The organism is Vibrio sp. Vb0937, assembly GCF_033338855.1.
Window position 1 is genome coordinate 42,963 of the sequence record NZ_JAWOTK010000010.1, and the last position, 16,977, is coordinate 59,939.

Annotated in this window: 19 protein-coding genes; 10 read left to right on the plus strand and 9 right to left on the minus strand. The window is 42.4% G+C overall.

The genetic code is table 11. The features are described from left to right. The first annotated feature begins 108 nt into the window (after positions 1-108). The 7 genes from lpxM to R7P67_RS14385 all read left to right on the plus strand — a co-directional run bounded on the left by lpxM (position 109) and on the right by R7P67_RS14385 (position 7,150). Positions 109-1,095, plus strand: coding sequence for a lauroyl-Kdo(2)-lipid IV(A) myristoyltransferase (gene lpxM / locus R7P67_RS14355; RefSeq protein ID WP_017634970.1), 987 nt, complete (start codon positions 109-111; stop codon positions 1,093-1,095). Beyond that, a complete protein-coding gene (locus R7P67_RS14360; RefSeq protein ID WP_053807624.1) occupies positions 1,092-1,814 on the plus strand; it encodes a glycosyltransferase family 25 protein in 723 nt (240 codons plus the stop codon). Before lpxM ends, R7P67_RS14360 begins: the two co-directional genes overlap by 4 nt. Then, positions 1,811-2,866 (plus strand): lipopolysaccharide heptosyltransferase II, encoded by a 1,056-nt coding sequence (gene waaF / locus R7P67_RS14365; RefSeq protein WP_167415629.1) that lies wholly within the window; start codon positions 1,811-1,813, stop codon positions 2,864-2,866. The genes R7P67_RS14360 and waaF overlap by 4 nt, the downstream gene beginning before the upstream one ends. Continuing rightward, on the plus strand, positions 2,860-4,134 hold the full coding sequence (waaA, locus tag R7P67_RS14370) for a lipid IV(A) 3-deoxy-D-manno-octulosonic acid transferase (RefSeq protein ID WP_167415628.1): 1,275 nt from the start codon (positions 2,860-2,862) through the stop codon (positions 4,132-4,134). The genes waaF and waaA overlap by 7 nt, the downstream gene beginning before the upstream one ends. 103 nt (positions 4,135-4,237) lie before the next feature. After that, entirely contained in the window at positions 4,238-5,848 is a 1,611-nt protein-coding gene (locus R7P67_RS14375) for an aldolase catalytic domain-containing protein (RefSeq protein WP_053303379.1), read from the plus strand. Next, positions 5,832-6,467 (plus strand): HAD family hydrolase, encoded by a 636-nt coding sequence (locus R7P67_RS14380; protein ID WP_239945669.1) that lies wholly within the window; start codon positions 5,832-5,834, stop codon positions 6,465-6,467. Before R7P67_RS14375 ends, R7P67_RS14380 begins: the two co-directional genes overlap by 17 nt. A 2-nt stretch (positions 6,468-6,469) precedes the next feature. Continuing rightward, complete coding sequence (locus R7P67_RS14385; RefSeq protein ID WP_262652844.1) at positions 6,470-7,150, plus strand: cytidylyltransferase domain-containing protein; 681 nt, start codon at positions 6,470-6,472, stop codon at positions 7,148-7,150. 48 nt (positions 7,151-7,198) lie between these two features. Here the strand turns inward: R7P67_RS14385 and R7P67_RS14390 are convergent, their stop codons facing one another. The 9 genes from R7P67_RS14390 to R7P67_RS14430 all read right to left on the minus strand — a co-directional run bounded on the left by R7P67_RS14390 (position 7,199) and on the right by R7P67_RS14430 (position 14,226). Further along, entirely contained in the window at positions 7,199-8,062 is an 864-nt protein-coding gene (locus R7P67_RS14390; protein WP_017820716.1) for a hypothetical protein, read from the minus strand. Further along, positions 8,059-8,991 carry a glycosyltransferase family 2 protein gene (locus R7P67_RS14395; protein ID WP_017820715.1) on the minus strand — a complete coding sequence of 311 codons (933 nt, stop codon included), beginning with the start codon at positions 8,989-8,991 and terminating at the stop codon, positions 8,059-8,061. The genes R7P67_RS14390 and R7P67_RS14395 overlap by 4 nt, the downstream gene beginning before the upstream one ends. After that, positions 8,991-10,100, minus strand: coding sequence for a DegT/DnrJ/EryC1/StrS family aminotransferase (locus R7P67_RS14400; protein ID WP_017634981.1), 1,110 nt, complete (start codon positions 10,098-10,100; stop codon positions 8,991-8,993). Before R7P67_RS14400 ends, R7P67_RS14395 begins: the two co-directional genes overlap by 1 nt. Further along, positions 10,100-10,621 carry a GNAT family N-acetyltransferase gene (locus R7P67_RS14405; protein WP_017634982.1) on the minus strand — a complete coding sequence of 174 codons (522 nt, stop codon included), beginning with the start codon at positions 10,619-10,621 and terminating at the stop codon, positions 10,100-10,102. The genes R7P67_RS14400 and R7P67_RS14405 overlap by 1 nt, the downstream gene beginning before the upstream one ends. Beyond that, positions 10,608-11,021, minus strand: coding sequence for a sugar 3,4-ketoisomerase (locus R7P67_RS14410; protein ID WP_005489486.1), 414 nt, complete (start codon positions 11,019-11,021; stop codon positions 10,608-10,610). Before R7P67_RS14410 ends, R7P67_RS14405 begins: the two co-directional genes overlap by 14 nt. Continuing rightward, the gene (gene rfbA, locus R7P67_RS14415; protein ID WP_025520720.1) at positions 11,022-11,888 is read right to left on the minus strand and encodes a glucose-1-phosphate thymidylyltransferase RfbA; all 867 of its coding nucleotides are present in this window, start codon (positions 11,886-11,888) and stop codon (positions 11,022-11,024) included. Beyond that, positions 11,888-12,952: a dTDP-glucose 4,6-dehydratase gene (gene rfbB / locus R7P67_RS14420; protein WP_132936688.1), complete on the minus strand. Its 1,065-nt coding sequence runs from the start codon at positions 12,950-12,952 to the stop codon at positions 11,888-11,890. Before rfbB ends, rfbA begins: the two co-directional genes overlap by 1 nt. Positions 12,953-13,096: 144 nt before the next feature. After that, positions 13,097-13,807: a 3-deoxy-D-manno-octulosonic acid kinase gene (locus R7P67_RS14425; RefSeq protein ID WP_171345965.1), complete on the minus strand. Its 711-nt coding sequence runs from the start codon at positions 13,805-13,807 to the stop codon at positions 13,097-13,099. An 11-nt stretch (positions 13,808-13,818) separates the two neighbouring features. Beyond that, positions 13,819-14,226 (minus strand): diacylglycerol kinase, encoded by a 408-nt coding sequence (locus tag R7P67_RS14430; RefSeq protein ID WP_262652845.1) that lies wholly within the window; start codon positions 14,224-14,226, stop codon positions 13,819-13,821. Between the two features lie 107 nt (positions 14,227-14,333). Between R7P67_RS14430 and R7P67_RS14435 the strand changes: the two genes are divergently transcribed. The 3 genes from R7P67_RS14435 to R7P67_RS14445 are packed head-to-tail and all read left to right on the plus strand — an operon-like array spanning position 14,334 to position 16,977. Continuing rightward, on the plus strand, positions 14,334-15,389 hold the full coding sequence (locus R7P67_RS14435) for a glycosyltransferase family 9 protein (RefSeq protein WP_262652847.1): 1,056 nt from the start codon (positions 14,334-14,336) through the stop codon (positions 15,387-15,389). 35 nt (positions 15,390-15,424) lie between these two features. After that, positions 15,425-16,192 carry a glycosyltransferase family 2 protein gene (locus R7P67_RS14440; RefSeq protein WP_005395793.1) on the plus strand — a complete coding sequence of 256 codons (768 nt, stop codon included), beginning with the start codon at positions 15,425-15,427 and terminating at the stop codon, positions 16,190-16,192. Further along, a complete protein-coding gene (locus R7P67_RS14445) occupies positions 16,189-16,977 on the plus strand; it encodes a glycosyltransferase family 2 protein (protein ID WP_262652848.1) in 789 nt (262 codons plus the stop codon). The genes R7P67_RS14440 and R7P67_RS14445 overlap by 4 nt, the downstream gene beginning before the upstream one ends.

A 16,977-nucleotide genomic window follows, 5' to 3' on the forward strand; every position in this document is an offset into this window, starting at 1 on the left:
CCATAACCTGCCACCTTTACTCAAATGCAATAGCCTGTATCATTCCTAACTATCTTTTTTCTCATTTAAACCACTTCGCCCGTACACGAATAGGTAACTAGACACGCCATGACCATAAAACGTGATGACTTCGACCCTAAAGCATATAACCCTGAGTTTAAGCGCCACTTTCTGTCGCCTAAGTACTGGGGCACGTGGTTAGGTGTTATCTTATTTTTACCTTTATCATTAATGCCACTGGGTTTACAAAAGTGGTTGGCGAAAACCATAGCCAAAAAACTGTCGAAATCCCACAAGGGGCCAGCTCACCGAGCGAGGGTTAACTTTGAGCTGTGTTTTCCGGAAAAGTCGTTCCAAGAACGTGAAGCTTTGATAGAAAAAACACTCTACACAGCAGCCATGTTCTTTTTTCGCTTCGGGTTACTAAGTTTACGCTCACCAAAATGGCTTCAGAACCGTTGCCAAATTCGCGGCCTAGACATTTTACGACAGCACATTGATAACAACGAAAATGTGATTTTAATGGTTCCCCACTCTTGGGCAATTGATGTGCCTGCTATCTTGCTCGCGTCAATGGGAATGCCAGTTTCTGCAATGGCGAAGAAACAAAAGAATGATGTTGCTGACTGGCTAATGCACAAGCAAAGAGTCCAATACGGTGGCCGTGTTTATGAACGCTCAGGTGGCATTAAGCCTTTCCTGAAATCCATTCGAGATGGCTATGTAGGGTATTACCTACCCGATCAAGATCACGGCCCAGAGCATAGTGTGTTTGTGGATTTTTTTGCAACACGTAAAGCAACGCTACCTGGTTTAGGCAAAATTGCGAAACTATCACGCTCAAAAGTACTGCCTCTATTTGCGTCGATGAACACTGAAGATGGTACGTTTGATATTGAGATTTTACCAGCGTTTGAGCTGGATAAAGGCGAAGAGCAAGACGCTCGTACCTGTAATGAAGCCATTGAATATTTTGTCGGTGATAAACCCGAACAATATATGTGGGTACTACAGTTGCTGCACTCTCAAGAAGACGGCAATAACTATTACAATTTGTTTAAACCAAGATATAACAGCGACTGGAAAGTGCAGTGAAAGTATTTGTCGTAAGCTTGGCTCGATCGCTAGATCGCCGAGAACGTATTGAAGAAAAGTTAAAACAACAAGGCATTACGTTTGAATTTTTTGATGCAGTAGATGGCTCTGTTGACCGTTTTCTTCATTCAGAAAAAAGTCGTCCTACCATTACTCTACGCCGCAAAGGGTATCAATTAAAAACCAGTGAAGTCGCCTGTTTTGCAAGCCATTACGAGTTGTGGGTTCGCTGTGTTGAGCTTGATGAACCGATCGTCATCTTAGAAGACAACGTCGACCCCGTAGAAGGGCTGAAGCAAGTACTCGAACATACCCTTCCATTGACTTCTAATTATGACTACATCAAGTTGTCTGCCACTCAGAAGCGTGTATTCACCCCAATCGTACCTATTGATGATAATCATATGCTAGGGGGATACTCAGCAGGCACTTGTGGTACCACCGCTTATATCGTCACACCTAAAGCAGCCTCAAAGTTTGTTATGCATGCTCAAGAGTTTATTGAACCAGTCGATGACTACATGGAAAAACCATGGAGACATGGTGTTCAAGTTTACAGCGTGTCTCCAGATCTCTTTACTAGAGCAGAGATTGCTTCGACGATTGGTGGTAAAAGAAAAGATAAATCCAAAATGACTCTTGCGAATAAAATATACGCTGAACTTTTTAGAACTTATGAGTCAATTTTGAAATTCCTATACTGGAAAAACAAAGCATGAAGATTTTAGTCATTGGCCCTGCATGGGTCGGCGATATGGTAATGTCGCAATCGTTATATATCGTATTAAAGCAACGCCATCCAGATAGCCAAATTGACGTTATCGCTCCAGGATGGTGTAAACCGATTCTTGATCGTATGCCAGAAATCCACCAAGCGATTGAAATGCCTATCGGTCATGGTGAGTTTAACTTATTAGGCCGCAGGGAAATTGGTAAATCATTACGTGAAAAGCAATATGACCACGCCTATATCTTGCCTAAATCAGCGAAATCAGCACTGATCCCATGGTTTGCCAACATTCCTCTTCGTACTGGCTGGAAAGGAGAAATGCGCTATGGTTTATTGAATGACTTACGCCCTAACATGAAGTCTTTTCAGTACATGGTAGAGCGCTATGTAGCGTTAGCTTATCCAAAAGCAGAAATGGTGGATTCTAACTCTCTTGGCGGGCTTGAAACCTTACCTCGCCCTCGCCTTGCAATCAACGCGGCAGAGCAACAAGCCACGATCAAAAAGTTCAACTTAGCCCAAGACCAACCAATTATCGGACTGTGCCCAGGAGCAGAGTTTGGTCCCGCAAAAAAATGGCCCGAAACACACTACGCTGAAGTTGCGACACAAATGGCTCGATCTGGGCATCAAATCTGGTTGTTTGGTTCTCAAAAAGACTTAGAGACTTGTAACAATATTCGCGCACTTGTTCCGACGCAATTCCATGAGCACATTCATGTTCTGGCAGGCCAAACCAGCTTAATTGAAGCAGTCGACTTACTTGCTGCATGTAAGACTGTTGTCGCAAATGACTCAGGCTTAATGCATGTGGCAGCTGCGGTTGGTTGTAATGTTGTTGCCGTGTATGGCTCAACTTCACCGAAGTACACCCCCCCACTCGCAGAAAAAGTGGAGATTGTTCATACCGATATTGATTGTCGCCCTTGTTTCCAGCGTGAATGTCAATACAAACACCTTAAGTGCTTGACAGAACTTTCGCCTAAGCAAGTGCTAGATAGCATCCAAAAACTTGACGCCATTACGATAAGCTCATGTTAGTTCGTATTGTTTATACCTTACTACTCGCCCTAGCGTCACCGCTGCTTTTATTTGGTTTGTACAAGAGCAAACCAAATAAGCCTCAGTTTGGCTCTCGCTGGAAAGAGCACTTTGGCATAACTCCCAAGCTAAAAAGCAACGACAAACCTATTTGGATACATGCCGTATCTGTTGGTGAAAGCATAGCAGCAACACCTTTAATTAAAGCCCTTAAGGAACAAAACCCCGAACAATCTATTCTAGTTACTACAACAACAAGTACCGGAGCTGAACAGATTGCTAAGTTGGGTGATTTAATTGAACACCGCTATATGCCAATTGACTTTGGTTTTGCTATCAAAGGTTTTCTTAAATCAGTACAACCAAAACAAATGTTGATCATTGAGACTGAGCTGTGGCCAAACACGCTTCACCATGTTTACAAAGCGGGTATCCCTATAACAGTCGTGAATGCTCGCCTATCTGAAAAATCGTGTCAGAACTACGCCAAAATACAGCGGCTTTTTAACCAGCTTCATCCATGCCTAACTCAAGTACTCTGCCAAACGGATTCAGATGCAGAGCGCTTCGAACGCTTAGGCGTTGAGAAAAAGAAACTATCCGTTACTGGCTCGATTAAGTTCGATATTCAAATATCAGAGCAAGTGAAACAGCAAGGACAGCAGCTTCGAGCCCAACTTGGAAACGATCGTCCGATTTGGATTGCAGCTAGCACCCACAAAGGCGAGGACGAACAGGTATTAGATGCACATAGACAAGTTTTAAAATCTCATCCAAATGCTTTACTCGTTTTGGTTCCTCGCCATCCAGAACGATTTGATGATGTATTCACGCTTTGCCAACAGCAAGGCTTTAACACTGTGCGTCGCACTTCAACTCATGCAGTAGAGACGAATACTCAAGTATATCTCGGCGATACTATGGGTGAGATGCTAACGTTGATGGGTGCAGCGGACATCTGCTTTATGGGCGGTAGCCTAATTGGAGATAAGGTTGGTGGGCACAATGTGCTAGAGCCTGCCATGTTAGAAAAAGTCATAATCACTGGCCCTAGCTATTTCAACTTTAAGGAGATTGTTGAAAACTTACTAGCTGTGGATGGTATCTTAATTGTGCCAGACTCAACGACCCTTGCCCTAAGGACTACAGAGATCATTTCTCAACAAGATAAATATTTACTCCGAGCTTTGCATGCTAATAAATGGGCCTCATCCAATCAAGGCGCTCTAAACCGAACAATGAGCTCACTCCCACAAAGTGATAAGTAATAACTTAATAATTAGTTTGATAAATACCTCACTTTTACTATTAAGCTTGTATGTTTTACTGTACTAAGCACATTACCTGTTTAACTTAAAAAGAATATCCATTATGCAAAAAATTTTAGACTGTACTCTTCGCGATGGTGGCTACTATAATCACTGGGACTTTTCACCAGAAGTCGTTGACGCTTACCTCACTGCAGTTGCAAAAGCTAAAATTGATTATGTTGAATTAGGGCTTCGTAATTATCCTAAATCTGTTTACAGTGGTCCATTTGCTTATACGACTGAAGAGTTTCTAAACACGCTACACCTACCGAAAGGTCCGACATATGGCGTAATGGTTGATGCAAAAACTTTGCTAGATGCGGGTAAGCCTGTTGAAGCTGCCATCAATGATCTTTTTGTACCAGCACAAGAAAGTAAAGTTGATCTCGTTCGTATCGCGGCACATTTCAATGAAGCAGAGCAGTGTGAAAGCATGATTAAAGCTTTCAAAGAAATGGGGTATATCGTTGGCCTAAATCTGATGCAAGCGGGCGGAAAACCATCCCAAGTTATTGCGGAAAAGGTACAGGCGGTAGCAAAAGCAACCCCTGATGTTATCTATTTTGCTGACTCTCTCGGAAATATGGATGGTGCAGAAGTCACTCGCATTGCCGAAATTGTAAAGCAAAACTGGGATGGCGACATTGGTATCCACACCCATAACAACATGGGTCAAGCAATGTCCAATACGATGACTGCTCGTTCGAATGGTGTTACATGGTTGGATGTGACCGTTACCGGAATGGGACGAGGCGCTGGGAATGCCCAGACCGAAAACCTGCTCGCCGAACTTGATGGACTAGATAAATACTTGCCAACAGCAATATATGAACTAGTTATTCGCCATTTTGAGCCAATGCAAAGAAGATACGGTTGGGGCTCAAGCCTTCTATATTACTTGGGGGCCAAAAACGATATTCACCCAACTTACATCCAGAATATGCTTTCAAATCCTAATTACGGAACAGAAGAAATTGTTGGTGCTATCGAGCATTTAAAAAAGCTAGAAGGTACAACAAGCTATAATGGTGATGTCTTAGAAGAAGCGCTTACTGTAGGGAAAATAAGCCAACCGACTGAAAGCCAATCAGATCTATCAGGTATCTTTTCAGGAAAAGAAGTCTTACTGGTCACTAATACGCCCAATACGGCAACACATAGAGTCGCGATCGAAACATACATTAAAACTCGAAAGCCTATCGTAATTGGCATCAATACAAAGCATGAGATTGACACTGAGCTTTTCGATTACTTTGCTGTATCTCATAACTCTAAATACTTGTCAGAAAGCAGCCATTACTCAGAGGTAGCCAAACCCGTATTTTTGCCAAAGAACCGCTTTGACGAAGACGAGCTAAGTAAATTTAGTAATATTTCTATGATTGATTACAGTAGCACCATAGAGAAGGATACTCTCACCGCCCATAAAAACTACTGTACACTACCGTATGATAATACCGCTGCATATGCGTTATGTATCGCTTTTATAGGTCAAGCGCAGAAGATATCTCTCGTTGGGTTTGATGGTTATGATGTGACTGACCGACGCCAAATGGAAATGAATGAGATCTTTAGCATGGTTAGTCAACAGTTTGGAAGTACATCAATTCAAGCGTTAACCCCAACCACTTATCCAGTAAAAGCAGGGTCTATTTATGCACCCGCTATTTAATGGCTATGATACTGTTATTTTTGACTGCGATGGCGTGATCCTAGACTCAAATAACCTCAAAATTGATGCCATGCGTAGTGCTTTACGCATGGCCCAAGTATCAGAGCTCGAAATAGACAATTGTTGCAATTACTTTAAAGCTAATTTTGGCAAATCGCGTTTTCATCATGTGAGTTACTTTGTTGAACATTTCATCCTAAATACAGATGAAGCATTGTACGAACGTATACTAAGCTTCTACTCAAAGCAGTGTGAAGAGCTATACATGGAAGCTCAACTAACGCCTAATTTTATTGCAGCAATTACAGATTGCCCAGCCAAACTCTATGTAGCGAGTGGATCTGCTCAAGACGAATTACGAGAAGTATTTGTTAAAAGAAAGCTGGCGCAATATTTTACGTTAATTCTAGGATCACCTACCGCGAAAGCAGATAACGTTGCAACCATCCTAAAGGAGTCTTCAGGCACGGCTCTAATGATCGGTGACGCATTATCAGACTTTCACGCAGCCAAAGAGAATAATATTGATTTTCTTGGCTATCTTCCTTTTTCAAATGTAAAAGAAGAGCTTGAAAGCTTATCAAAAAGTGAAGGTTTCAATATTCTAAGGAGTTGGTAAGCATGAGTGTCCATGTCTTTTTACCATGCCGAAAAGGCAGTGAACGTATCCCAAACAAAAACACCAAAGACTTTGCTGGTGTAAAAGGTGGGTTGCTAAAAATCAAACTGGATCAGTTAATCAATATAACTGATCTAGATTCGATAGTCGTATCTTCAAACGACGACGTTGTTCTAGAGTTTGCTTCAACATATAAAGATTCTCGCATACGAATAGATGAACGCCCAGAGCACCTAGGGGCAAGTTCAACAAGCACTGATGATCTTATTAGATATGTTCCTTCGATTATTACTACGGGTCACGTACTTTGGACTCATGTAACCTCACCATTCTTAGACGAGTCAGGTTATAGCGCTATTATCAAACAGTATAATCAAGCACTCACGGAAGGTTATGATTCATTAATGACGGTCAAAGAACTACGTGGGTTTATTTGGAATAAAGATAAGCCAATTAGCTACGATCGTAATATAGAAAAATGGCCTAGAACTCAGACAATTGAACCTCTTTATGAAATCGATAGCTCAGTCTTTTTAAATAGTGTAGAAAACTACAAAAAGCTAAATGATCGAATTGGACTAAAGCCTTCGATGTACATACAGGATGCAGAGAGCTCAATTGATATAGATTGGCCAGAGGACTTTACTTTCGCTGAATCTATGTGGTTACAGAAAAATAAATGATCATCGGTAAATAGACATTACAATTGTAGCGTCTATTTACCTGTCATTTCATCGTCTAGGATAAGCATCGATCATAGAGAAACTAGACCTATTCACGATTTTTACCCCTTTGAGATCGGCCCATTTATTTAACAGTTGATGTGCATAAAACGTCAAGAAAGTTAATCGCATCAAGTCCGTCATATTAAAAGGTTTGACCTTTTGAGGATTTTCTAGGAGCGGCAACTTCTCTTCTTTTCCATAGAAATGCTTGTAGACCATATAAAGCTGGTTGCTCTCTTGATCAACATGGACATCATTATGGAAGCTCATATCCGCTCCAAATATTTCCACTGAATCATATTCACATAGAATTGCTACATACACAGCAAAGATAAGCACATTGACAGCTGGAGGTGCGACGATACCAGAAGATAGTGCCATTGGGCCATATTTAATATTAGTTACATTACTAGGAATTGCTCGCAGCACTTTTATCGCTATGTTGCTGTTTTTGATATTGCCTTGAATGAACTCTCTGTCAGCAAAGTCAGGAATAATCAATTGCATTTCCCAAGACACAAGTTCATTTAGATCTTTAAACAATTTATCTCTTTTTTCCACCAGAGAGCTATGGGTGGTTTCATCCCAGAAATAGCTATCAATTAAAATATATTTATTAGGTTTCAACGCCGTAAAATGCTCAGACTCTGAGAAATGATTAACAGCAATCACATCACTATCTGTACCAATACTATTAATATCTGACTTTAAGGATGGTCCATTACCTAAAACCGTACATTTCTCATGTGTACGATAAAAGTCTTTAGGTGAATCAGTGCTTTTATCGCTTCGCTTTTTGAATGAACGGAAAGTTGAAGAAAAATGCCTCTTCATACTTATCGATTGCTTTATATTTTTAATTTTATTCATCTTAACCTACGCAAAACTTTTAAAACCGTTCGATAATCCAGCGTTTTAACAAAATAACAAATCGCTTCGCTGTACAAAGCAGACTTTGATTGTGAAAGTGATGCCATAAACTCAGCGGTACACATACGCTTTTTAATCGCACTCACAACTTTAGTGGCGTTTTTACTCTCTGCATCTCGCAAGTTCATTTTAAGATCTTGCAGTTCACGCTGAGCATTAATTACTGTGTTGTCATACCTTTCTTCACGTGTTTCTTTTGCGAACGTTGATATGCCACCCAATCGATATTGGATCCATTTTTTGTTTTCATGATGAATACCATTTAACAAAAAGGCTCGAAGGACATTGATGCGATCTTCATTGATGATGTCTTTGTTGTAAGGAGCAAACTCGTTCAGTACATCAGAGGTAAAAGCGGCGCAACAACCATCTACTGCACACTTTCTATTAATAATATTTTCGAGTGTGTACGGCTTTTTATTTTGCTTAATCGATTCGAATGACTCAATAACATCGCCTTGCTCAGAAATTTTGTCGTAACCACCAATAATTAAGCTTGGTTTGCCATTTTTCAACCAGGCTTCATAAGTTTCCTCAACTCGGCTCGGCATCGCTATATCATCGCCAGCTTGTACAATAATAAGCTTATTTTGGTATTGCCCCCGCAAGGAGTTGATTTGGCTAACTAAACCAACATTTTGCTTATTGTGGCGATATTCAATATTTAATCCTTTAGGCGCAAACTCTAAAAGCGATAGAATTATTTTATGACTATCATCAGGTGAACAGTCATCCAAGATCAATAATTGGCTTGGCCACACGGTCTGGTTCAATGCCGCTGGCAATGTTTTCTCAAGATAACGAGATTGTTTATAACAAAAGAAGACATAAACCACGTCTTCTAATACTTGCACATGCTCTTGTGTCATTACTCAACCTTAAAAGAGTTGATTGCATCGACTACTTCTTGACTCTCGTCTTCACTCAAGTAGGACGACATTGGCAATGACAGCACCTCATTTTGTAACTGCTCAGTCAACGCTAATGACAGATGACCAAACTCTTTATAAGCCTGCTGTTTATGCGGCGCTATCGGGTAATGTACTTGTGTTTGAATACCATGCTCTGATAAATGCTTAACCAATGCATCTCGGTGTGAAGTTCGCACCACAAACAAATGCCATACATGTGCCTCAGGCTCTGTCACTTCCGGCAAGATAATATTCGGGTTGTTGATTTCGCGTAAGTAAAATGCCGCCAGCTCCTGACGCGCTTTCGTCTGCGCTGGAAGGTAGTTCAGTTTCACTGACAACATCGCCGACTGAATTTCATCCAAACGACTGTTCAATCCTTGATAAAGATTCTGGTATTTAACATGTGAACCGTAGTTTCGAAGGGCACGCAAGGTTTCGGCAAGCTCTTCATCGTTGGTCGTAATAGCGCCACCATCACCCAATGCACCTAGGTTTTTACCCGGATAGAAGCTAAAGCCTGAGGCGTCACCCCATGCTCCAGACTTCTTACCATCAAGTGTCGCACCATGAGACTGGGCGCTGTCTTCCAACACGAGAAGATTGTGTTTTGTTGCCAACGCCATAATCGCTGGCATATCGGCCAACTGGCCGTACAGGTGCACCGGCAAAATGACTTTCGTCTTTTCTGTAATCGCCGCTTCAATCGCTTCAGGACTGATATTGTGCGTCTGCTCATCCGGCTCCACAAACACCGGAACCAAGTCCGCTTCGGTGACCGCCAATACCGATGCGATATAGGTATTACCCGGTACGATAACTTCATCACCTTTGTTGATTTTTCCTAGCTCTCGCCAAGCCTTTAACGTCAGTGTTAAAGCATCTAAGCCATTCGCAACGCCTATACAGTGTTTAACACCACAGTAGTCAGCAAATGCTTGTTCAAACTGTTCCGTTTCCTTGCCAAGGATATACCAGCCAGATTCAATCACGCGTGCACAGGCTTGTTTCAATTCGTCTTCGTACTCGGCATTTAAGCGCTTTAGCTCTAAAAAATTAACGTTCATTATCTACCTAGGATTTTTTCACACTTCAATTTCATTGGCTCAATATCTGACGGGTATATTTCATAAAGATAATCCAAGTCTGTATCGCCAACGAGTCGAGCACCGAACTTTTCATGGAATTTGTTTACCGCATGGTTATCTTTGCGAACATCGAAGTGGCATTTTTTAAAACCCAACACATCAAAGCCAAATTGATAAACTAAAAGAGCACTTTCGAGGGCAGCGTAACGTGTTTTTTCATGATTCAGGATCCAACTTCCCCAACAAAAAGAAACACCTTTAAAGTCGTAAAGTCTAACTGTTCCGCATTTGGTTCCATCTAGCCTCTCTATAATGAAGTAAAACTGCTTCTTTTGTTGCTCGTCCTCTTTATACGCTCTTATCCATAATCTTTGTGCTTCAACACTTGTATCGCATTTGGACAAGTGTGTATTGTATTTTTCATCACCTCGAAGCTGAGTTATAAACTCTGCATCATCTTCTTGAACAAGGCGAAGTTGTATTGTCTTACTTTTCAGCATGTTTGTTTACCACATTCAAAAATTCAGCATAATCGCGTATGTAATCGGCTTCATCATACAATTCACTAGCGACAACCATTAGCACACAATCTTCAGAAAAGTCGTGCATCTCACGCCATTTTAAGCCTTTGATATGCAGTCCTACATCGGGAGATGAAAGCGTCACTTTCTCTTTCGTGGTGCCATCATCAATGACGAAAGTCACGCTACCTTTCATACAGATAGCGACTTGCTCTAAGTCGTAGTGTGCATGAAAGCCCCTAGCTAAACCGCTTTGTGTATCAAAAATGTAGTAAATACGTTTGATATCAAACGGAATGTTTTTGTGTTGCTCTAACGAGATTAGTGAACCTCGCTCATCACCCATTTTCTGAAAAGATATTAGCGGTATATTTGACATTTATTCTTCCAATAACTCTAGAAGATAGCGGCCATAATCGTTTTTAGATAAGGCTTTTCCTGCAGCTTGAATATGATCTCGTGTTAACCACCCTCGGCGATAAGCAATCTCTTCTAAGCAAGCCACTTTATAACCTTGTCGTTTCTCGATCGTTTCGACAAAGTGAGCAGCTTCAAGCAAGCTGCCATGTGTCCCCGTGTCTAACCACGCAAAGCCGCGCCCTAGCACGTCAACCGTCAATTTCCCTTGCTCTAAGTAAGCTTGGTTAATACTCGTAATTTCTAACTCGCCACGATGAGACGGTTGAATAGTTTTGGCAATGTCCACGACGCGGTTATCGTAGAAATACAGTCCGGTAACGGCGTAATTGGATTTTGGCTTGAATGGCTTCTCTTCAATCGATAGCGCTCTCATCTCTTCATCAAATTCCACCACACCAAAGCGCTCAGGATCTTTCACTTTATAGCCAAAGACCGTCGCACCTTCCGTCAAAGCAGCAGCTTGCTGCAACTTCGGAGTGAACCCTTGTCCATAAAAGATGTTGTCACCCAGCACTAAACATACTGAATCATCGCCAATGAATTCTTCGCCAATGATGAACGCTTGAGCTAAGCCGTCTGGGCTTGGTTGAATCGCGTATTGCAACTCAATGCCAAACTCTGAGCCATCACCCAATAGGCGCTGAAATCCTTCCTGGTCTTCTGGCGTGGTGATGATCAAGATTTCACGAATACCAGCTAGCATGAGTACCGACAACGGGTAGTAAATCATTGGTTTGTCATAAACCGGCAGTAACTGCTTAGAGACACCGCGTGTAATAGGGTAAAGGCGAGTGCCCGAGCCACCTGCTAAAATAATGCCTTTCATTATTCGCCCGCTCCTAATCGCTCTAAACTGTATGAACCATCAAGCACGCGTTGCCACCATTGCGGATTATTGAGGTACCATTCCACGGTTTTGCGAATACCGCTTTCAAACGTTTCTTCTGGCGTCCAGCCAAGCTCTTGAGCAATCTTGGTGGCATCAATTGCGTAACGCACATCATGACCTGGGCGATCTTTCACATACGTGATCAAAGATTCATAAGACTCAACACCTGCAGGTTTGTTTGGTTGCAGCTCTTCAAGCAAAGCACAAATGGTTTTCACCACTTCGATGTTGGCTTTTTCGTTATGGCCACCAATGTTGTAGGTTTCACCGACTTCACCTTCGTTGACCACTTTGTACAGCGCGCGAGCATGGTCTTCCACAAACAGCCAATCTCGGATCTGCATACCATCACCATACACAGGCAACGGCTTGCCATCGAGGGCATTTAAAATCATCAGAGGGATCAACTTCTCTGGGAAGTGGTACGGGCCATAGTTGTTGGAGCAATTAGTGATAAGTGTTGGTAAGCCATAAGTACGTTGCCAAGCGCGAACCAGGTGATCGCTCGAAGCTTTAGATGCAGAATATGGGCTGCTCGGCGCGTATGAAGTGGTTTCGGTGAACAAATCATCCGTTCCCTCTAAATCACCATACACTTCATCCGTAGAAATATGATGAAAACGGAATGCCGATTGGCGCGCTTCATCTAAGCCCGACCAATATTGACGAGCCGCTTCAAGCAAATGGTAAGTGCCCATCACGTTGGTCTCAATAAAAGCAGCAGGACCATCAATAGAGCGATCGACATGAGACTCGGCGGCCAAATGCATCACCCTATCGGGTTGATGCTCTGAAAACACGCGATCTAGTTCAGCTCGGTCACAGATATCTACTTGCTCAAAGTAGTAACGTTCACTCTCTGAGACATCAACCAGTGATTCTAGATTCCCTGCGTAGGTCAGTTTATCTAAATTGATGACGGTATCTTGGGTGTCACGAATGATATGTCGGACAACAGCTGACCCAATAAAGCCTGCTCCACCGGTTACTAATATTTTCATTACAAATGTTACCTACGTTAATTTTTGTGCCATCAGATACACATGAATACTTTATGATTATTGTAGTTTATAGACTCACTCGAGCATCGTTAGACTCAAGAAGGCTTACTTAGAGCAATCAACATAAAATGATAAAAAACTCAATTAAGATTGAGAAGCATAACCGTCCTGAAAATGTTCAAAATCGGATTCTTGCCAAATAATCTGTCGCTTTAAACGCTCTTTATTAAATGAACGCAGAAGTCTATTTAGATTTTGATGCTTCCAGTCACCAGAAGTTTCAAAACGACACTTATCAAAATCGATAATCCATACCTTATCTTTGTCGTCGATCAAGATATTGTGGATATTCAAATCAGTATGGTTAACGCCAACCTGATGCATCTTGGCAATTTCTTGCCCTATTTTCTGATACATTTCTACCGATAAAGACTGTTCTTGCAAGATACTAACCAGATCTCTGGCGTTTGGGATTCGCTCACTTAATAAATCAGCTTGATAGAAGAGTCCTGACTTTACGGCTCTTGCTGCAATAGGACGAGGAACGTGCACCCCAGCCTCAATTAGCGCCAACAAAAGCTGAAACTCTTGCGCACAACGGGTGTTATCCCAGCCAGAGAACCAATAATGATCGTTAACTAACTTTCCAAACAAACCGCCACGACGGTAATGACGTAGTGCCGCTTGCATGCTCTCTAGTTGGATAAACCATGTCGTGCCTCGCCCCGTCGCACTGCCAACCACCTTGTCGGAGGACTGCCAGTATTCCGCATCAAATATCGGTTGGCTAGGGTCTGTAATGATCTCGTCATCAAACCATATCACTTGGTTGTTGTTTTTATACTGTTGAGTCATACGCTCACCCTCTAGCCTAAATATCGGCTGGCTAATATATACAACCAAGTAAATGCAGCAAACGCCAAAGCAACCATAACGGCAGCAGAGCCTATATCTTTAGCTCGACCACTGAGTTCATGCCGTTCAATACTGATACGATCCACTACCGCCTCAATCGCTGAATTTACAAGCTCTACAATCAAGACTAATACCACGACCCCGATCATTAAGATACGCTCAACCATGCCGACATCCACTAGCCAAGCCAAAATCACAGCAATACTCAACAGAGCCAACTCTTGTCGAATGGCAGCTTCATGCTTAAAAGCCGCTTTTAATCCTTGGATCGAATAACCCGTCGCTTTAACGATGCGCTTTAGTCCGGTGTTACCCGGCTTGCCAGATTCTTGCGATTGATGTGGTGTTGTCTTTGACATTGCAGAACACTTATCAGTACTTAGCTATATTCGAGCCGTGTATTTTACATTTATTGGGGATGTCTGCATAATTTACCTGCCTCTATTCATCGAATCAGACAATAATTATGTTCACTTCTGCCCCATCGTCACTATGCGTCTTGCGTTTGTCCGCTATCGGAGACGTTTGCAATACTATCGCCACCATTCAAGCTATTCAGAAACACTGGCCTTCGACCCAGATTACTTGGATAACGGGTAAACTTGAAGCCCAGTTATTAGCCGCCATCGATGGTGTAGAAGTGATTGTTTTTGATAAAAAAGCGGGACTTGATGGCTACAAATCACTTTGGCGACAGCTGAAAGGCAGAGAGTTTGATGCGCTATTGCATATGCAGTACGCGATTCGAGCGAGTGTCGCAACGTTGGGCATTAAAGCAAAATACAAACTTGGTTTCTCTTCTGATAGAAGCCAGGACTTTCAAACACTATTTACCAATGTCAAAGTGCCTTCCCCGCAATCTCTGCATGTCGCAGATGGCTTAATGGCCTTTGCCCATCAAATTGGGGTACCAAAGGCAGAACTAGACTGGGTACTTTCTTATTCAGACCACGACCAAGCTTGGGCAGAGTCTCATATTTCTCGTAGTAAACCTAACCTGCTGATTGTGCCTGGTGCGAGCAAAGCTTATAAAAACTGGAACGCGGAAGGTTATGTGGATGTGATTCATCACGCCAGAACAAAAGGCTGGAACGTGATTCTGGCAGGTAGCCCTGCTCAGGTAGAATTGGATCTGGCAGAAGCCATTCAATCTCGCTTGGAAGAACCGTGTCTAAATTTAGTTGGACAAAGTTCAATTCTGCAAATGCTTGCGTTAATAGATAAGGTTGAAATGGTCATCGCCCCCGATACCGGACCAGCACACATGGCGAATGCCATGAAAACGCCAATCATCGGGCTCTATGCACACCATAATCCGCTGCGAGTGGGACCTTACCGTTATCTAAAATACGTTGTCTCAGTGTATGAAGAAACAATCTTTGCGGAAACAGGCAAAAACAGTCACGAGTTAAGCTGGCGAACTCGCGCTAAAGATGAAACGGCAATGAACCGCATTACCAACACTCAAGTAATGAGCATGTTCGATCAAGTCTTAGAAGATTTGTATCCTCAATACCAGTAAACTTACTGTCTTGATTTGTTAAGAAGGAAATGACCTTGTCCAAACCAACCTTAGCCGTTGCCTTAATTGTAAAAAATGAAGAGAAGCACTTACAAGCTTGTCTAGACACAGTAAAAGATTGGGTCGATGAGATTGTCCTTCTAGACTCGGGCAGCACTGATCGCACTGAAGAAATCGCCCGACAATACACAGATAAGTTTTACACCAACCTAGATTGGCCAGGATTCGGTAAACAGCGCCAACTGGCGCAGCAATACGTTACAGCAGACTACGTTTTGTGGCTTGATGCGGACGAACAAGTCACTCCAGAGCTAAAAGAAAGTATCTTACACGCGGTATCAGCCAATAAGCCGAACGTTTTATATAAACTTAATCGACTAAGCTCAGCGTTTGGTAAGTTCATCTACCATTCTGGTTGGTCTCCAGACTGGATTGTGCGCTTATATCGCACCGAATATACACAATATAATGATTCGCTCGTTCATGAAAAAGTTGATGAGAAAAACTATCAAACTGAAAAACTGGATGGTCGACTGCATCACTACACTTACGAGCACCTTCATCATTACATCAATAAAACCACTGGATACCTCAAGGCCTGGACAGATGAACGGGAAGGAAAAAAGAAAGCGGGGTTAACGACCGCTATCGTTCACGCTCTTGCGAGCTTTTTGAAGATGTATGTTCTCAAACGAGGTTTCCTTGATGGCAAACATGGCTTCATTCTAGCTTGGCTAAGCATGCACTCTACTTTTGTAAAATATATCGATCTCTACTTACGTGAACAGGCAAAAAAATCATGAAAACGACTTTAATTATCACCACTTACAACTGGAAAGAAGCATTAAAAGCGGTGTTAGAAAGCGTGAAACGTCAAACCGTTTTGCCTGACGAAGTAATTGTTGCAGATGATGGCTCTCGAGAAGACACCAAAGCAATGGTTGACCAAATGCATGAAGGTTTTCCGGTTCCACTGATTCATAGTTGGCACGAGGATAATGGCTTTCAGCTTTCAATGAGCCGCAACCGTGCGATCGCCAAAGCATCAGGTGACTACCTCATCATGATTGATGGCGACATGGTGCTGTCCCAAACGTTTATTGAATCACATAAGCAAGTCGCAAAACCAAATTGGTTTGTGCAGGGTGGACGTGTGTTAACGGATGAAAGCTGCAGCAAGGCCATCATGGAAAACGGCTTAGTGCCTTCCATTTTCAGCAAAGGCATTCGCAATCGTAAAAACTGCATCACCAACGCTTTGCTATCGAAATGGTTCTCTTACGAGCGCAATAACGATAAAGCCACTCGCGGTTGCAACATGGCGTTTTGGCGACAAGATGTCATCGAGGTGAATGGCTTCAACCAAGATTTTGTTGGATGGGGACGCGAAGACAGCGAGTTTGTTCATCGCATGTTGAATGCGGGTAAGTCACGTCTTTACCTAAAATTCGCAGGTGTAGGCTACCACTTGTACCACGTAGAAAACTCTCGTGCGTCACTCGGACAAAATGATGAGATTTTAGAGAACACCATTAAAAACAAGCTTAAACGCTGTGAGAATGGTGTTGATCAATTTCTAGAAGCTTAA

What these genes read in the sequence shown, in the direction of transcription:
- lpxM (WP_017634970.1), top strand. Translation starts at nt 109, where the DNA reads ATGACCATAAAACGTGATGACTTCGACCCTAAAGCATATAACCCTGAG.
- waaF (WP_167415629.1), top strand. Translation starts at nt 1,811, where the DNA reads ATGAAGATTTTAGTCATTGGCCCTGCATGGGTCGGCGATATGGTAATG.
- waaA (WP_167415628.1), top strand. Translation starts at nt 2,860, where the DNA reads ATGTTAGTTCGTATTGTTTATACCTTACTACTCGCCCTAGCGTCACCG.
- R7P67_RS14375 (WP_053303379.1), top strand. Translation starts at nt 4,238, where the DNA reads ATGCAAAAAATTTTAGACTGTACTCTTCGCGATGGTGGCTACTATAAT.
- R7P67_RS14380 (WP_239945669.1), top strand. Translation starts at nt 5,832, where the DNA reads ATGCACCCGCTATTTAATGGCTATGATACTGTTATTTTTGACTGCGAT.
- R7P67_RS14385 (WP_262652844.1), top strand. Translation starts at nt 6,470, where the DNA reads ATGAGTGTCCATGTCTTTTTACCATGCCGAAAAGGCAGTGAACGTATC.
- R7P67_RS14390 (WP_017820716.1), bottom strand. Translation starts at nt 8,062, where the DNA reads ATGAATAAAATTAAAAATATAAAGCAATCGATAAGTATGAAGAGGCAT.
- R7P67_RS14395 (WP_017820715.1), bottom strand. Translation starts at nt 8,991, where the DNA reads ATGACACAAGAGCATGTGCAAGTATTAGAAGACGTGGTTTATGTCTTC.
- R7P67_RS14400 (WP_017634981.1), bottom strand. Translation starts at nt 10,100, where the DNA reads ATGAACGTTAATTTTTTAGAGCTAAAGCGCTTAAATGCCGAGTACGAA.
- R7P67_RS14405 (WP_017634982.1), bottom strand. Translation starts at nt 10,621, where the DNA reads ATGCTGAAAAGTAAGACAATACAACTTCGCCTTGTTCAAGAAGATGAT.
- R7P67_RS14410 (WP_005489486.1), bottom strand. Translation starts at nt 11,021, where the DNA reads ATGTCAAATATACCGCTAATATCTTTTCAGAAAATGGGTGATGAGCGA.
- rfbA (WP_025520720.1), bottom strand. Translation starts at nt 11,888, where the DNA reads ATGAAAGGCATTATTTTAGCAGGTGGCTCGGGCACTCGCCTTTACCCT.
- rfbB (WP_132936688.1), bottom strand. Translation starts at nt 12,952, where the DNA reads ATGAAAATATTAGTAACCGGTGGAGCAGGCTTTATTGGGTCAGCTGTT.
- R7P67_RS14425 (WP_171345965.1), bottom strand. Translation starts at nt 13,807, where the DNA reads ATGACTCAACAGTATAAAAACAACAACCAAGTGATATGGTTTGATGAC.
- R7P67_RS14430 (WP_262652845.1), bottom strand. Translation starts at nt 14,226, where the DNA reads ATGTCAAAGACAACACCACATCAATCGCAAGAATCTGGCAAGCCGGGT.
- R7P67_RS14435 (WP_262652847.1), top strand. Translation starts at nt 14,334, where the DNA reads ATGTTCACTTCTGCCCCATCGTCACTATGCGTCTTGCGTTTGTCCGCT.
- R7P67_RS14445 (WP_262652848.1), top strand. Translation starts at nt 16,189, where the DNA reads ATGAAAACGACTTTAATTATCACCACTTACAACTGGAAAGAAGCATTA.